Raw genomic sequence first — 3,258 nt, 5'->3', positions numbered from 1 at the left:
GCAACGTGTGTCCCAAATATGTTGTGACTATTATTATCAGGTTCAAAACAAACTTCTTGTGGCTCTGCGTCATTGAAGAATAGGTCAACAGATTTTAACGGCGTGCCTGGAGGAATTTCACTTCCTGCTCTTTTATATACTGATCTTCTGTTGACTAACATGTAGTAAGGCATTCCCATAGAATCAAGGTAATATCCACATTGCACGTATCCAGTGTAACCAGTTGCATCCACCTCCGCTTCAACATGCAAATCATTTAATAGCAAACTATTAAGACTAATCTGATCATCATGGTCTAATGCTGCTGTAGATTTCATACCGCTTGTCATCAATTTATTAGCATTAAGCCAGTTTAAGTTTCTGATGATCGGGCCGTATTTTGCAATCTTTTCGTTGGCGTCAGTTATCATATTATACGCTGATACATGATCAGTAATTCTTAGATTATTATACATGCTACCTCCAGCCAGATCATGAGACAACGGCGTCACCCAATTACCTTTTTCTGTTTCTATATTCGGATTAATAGCTACGCAAAAATCTACAGTGCCGTCTGCAGCGTAACATAGGGGCAAAAACTTAAGGGCTTTTATCATGCTGTGGGGTGGCATATTGTACGACCACATATCTGTAGCAGAGAGCACATTTCCAAAGGTCTGAGGTACGTAGAAGACCTCAGTGTCGGGATTGGTTGAATCTCGGATATTTGTAACGAGCTTATGATAAAAGTAGTGTACCATGTTATCAATTCTGGATTGAACTGATTGGCCAGGACTCATGTCATTATTCCATGTAATATTTCCTTGCAAAGGGAAAATATCCACCATAATTCTATCTGGATTAACTTCACTTAAGAATCGTTTTTGATAATTATAGCGGATGTTATCATGTTTTATCAAATCGTAGTCCTTCAACCACACGGCTGTAATTGATTTACGGGGAGGGGTTAAAGTCTTCAGATAATTTTGCGTATGCTTATATATTTGCAGTTGGCCTGCACGTGGCTCATCCTTGCCATAAAGATAGAGCAAATTGTTATGGGTGTCAACTGACTCCATACTATTAATGTGAGATTCTAAATAATTGAGATACGGTGAAGCTGGGTTTTGCCTTACAGATCTATTGACTCCATCTTCGATTACTATATAATCAATGACCAATTTGCCGTTACCGTGCCAATAGACTTCTGGATTGATGTGATAGAACTGACGGGTTGAGGAATTTATATTACCGGTCATACTTGAGGTGACTGCTGATAAATCAACGTAATATTCAAACAGGTAATTACCATAATCATCCTGTATTGAAGAAGGAGTTTGTTCGGTGATGTTTGTTCCATAAGAGCTGCCGTCGATAGGAGTAAGGGGCACATTTACATAAGTGCTTGTGTCATAAATCGCATATTCATCATAATCATCGGGAGCAGGTGGATTGTGAAGTTTTAGGCTTATACTCGCTACAGGGTCTCCAGGAGCGAGATCTGCAAACCTCATTGCTACAGATATGTACAGTTTGCTATTTGGGTCTTGTAATGCTTCGCGGATAAATAGAATATCTTTGCTCAGCATACTTGGCCAATCTTTATTCCCTGGTTTCCACCTCCTCCTGGGGTGGGACAAGGCCATACCCGCTAAATGACCTTCTGCAGAGTCACATAACCAAGCATGATCGTTTGAGTATTGAAAATCTTCAAGAAAGGTTCCGCATTCATGCATTGTTACATAGTCATACGATTCCATGCAAACTAACTCATTAGCAGTAGTGAGATTGTCCACGACAAAACTTCCTTCAGATGTCTTGAACTGATATTCTGCTTCAATTTGTAATTTATTGGCAAATGACAAACTACTCAGTCCGATTTCGCCGCTCGGTGAAAGCCACGTATTGTCAATTAACATGCTCTTTACACTGTTGCTGTCCATAGTTGCAAATATATTTTGTAACTTATCTGAGTGATCATTTGTTAGGCTGTAAGTCGTTGCGTTGTATCCAGCACTATGAAGGAATCCTCCCAGATCATCAAATTTATCCGCATAATTGGAACCTGTATATCTGATCTGGTACTGAGAATATGCGCCTATTAAAAATTCATCGGCAGTGACTGCTAATAATTGCATTCCCAAAGCGACGAGAAATGCGATGATAAAATACTTTTTCATGGTATTCTCCTTATTTTATGATGGTGAACCGTTTAGTGGTCTGCAATTTGCCGATTTTTACCCGGCAAAGATACACACCGTTTGTGAGCTTGTTTAGATTGAGTGACCAAGTAGCATTATCTGCAGAAATAGCTTTATCTTCTTCTTGATAGACCAACTGGCCTTTTATATTAAAGACCTGAACCTCGGCAGTTTTACCTTTTACATCCGCAGGTTTCCTAATCTCGATATTGATTGTATTGCCGCTTCGCACCGGATTAGGGCTGAGCTTTAGCTGTATTTGCTCTACAAGTAGCGGCGTATGCAGATCTTCATTGGCCACCATTCCAGGATTCCCGGCATAGATGAACACATAGCCCCGATAATCGTGATATGGCCAGAGTCCGCCATTCTCCTTAGGAGCAGAAACGGCTATATCACAATAGCCATCTCCGTCGAAATCACCCATGGCCAGATCATAGCCAAAATTATCATGAGTGCTGCCTTTTTGCCAGTCTGCGTGTCCGTCCATGTTGCTGCTACCCAGCCAAACTGCAAAGCGGCGAGAGTTATAGCTGGCACCAACTACATCACTGAAGCCATCGCCATTGATATCACCAAAGTTTATTCCTCTTACTTGAGAATTTCCAAAATAAACAGGATTTAAAATAACGCTGGGAGATAGAGGAAGATTGGCACCTGTCCCGAACCAAACATTCATTCCTAAATTGTCAATATAACCCAAAAAATCGTCGAATCCATCATTGTTTAAATCACCAAGAGGGATGCATCTTCTCGTGATAGGATTTGGCGTGTGAATCATAAGTGTATAATCAGAGAACACCCTATTACTGTTCCCATAATACATTTTGACGGTGGAATATTGCTCTGCTCCCTGCTGCTCCTCAACGTATCCTATGGAAAAGTCATGATATCCATCGTTATTAATATCGCCAATTCCTATGATTGATCCATTAGCAGCCGAACTTGTAAAATCAAGAGATAGTATGTTTTGCCGTGTAAAAGACCCTCCCCACATGATATCGAAACAGGGATGATAGTTTAAGTAATAGAAAATACCAACATCGTCAAACCCATCCCCATCTACATCACCAAGCAT

The 3,258-nt window shown here is 40.4% G+C and carries 2 protein-coding genes; both read right to left on the bottom strand.

The window, feature by feature from the left end; all coding sequences use genetic code 11:
• Positions 1 to 2,159 (bottom strand): hypothetical protein (locus LHW48_00300; GenBank protein ID MCB5258902.1); only part of this gene is annotated, 2,159 nt, incomplete at its 3' end.
• 10 nt (positions 2,160 to 2,169) lie between these two features.
• Positions 2,170 to 3,258 (bottom strand): FG-GAP-like repeat-containing protein (locus LHW48_00295; GenBank protein MCB5258901.1); only part of this gene is annotated, 1,089 nt, incomplete at its 5' end.

This window comes from Candidatus Cloacimonadota bacterium, from assembly GCA_020532355.1.
In the GTDB taxonomy this organism is placed as follows: Bacteria; Cloacimonadota; Cloacimonadia; order Cloacimonadales; family Cloacimonadaceae; genus UBA5456.
The sequence above is the reverse complement of the archived record's forward strand: the minus strand, read 5'-3'. Positions and strand labels throughout refer to the sequence as shown.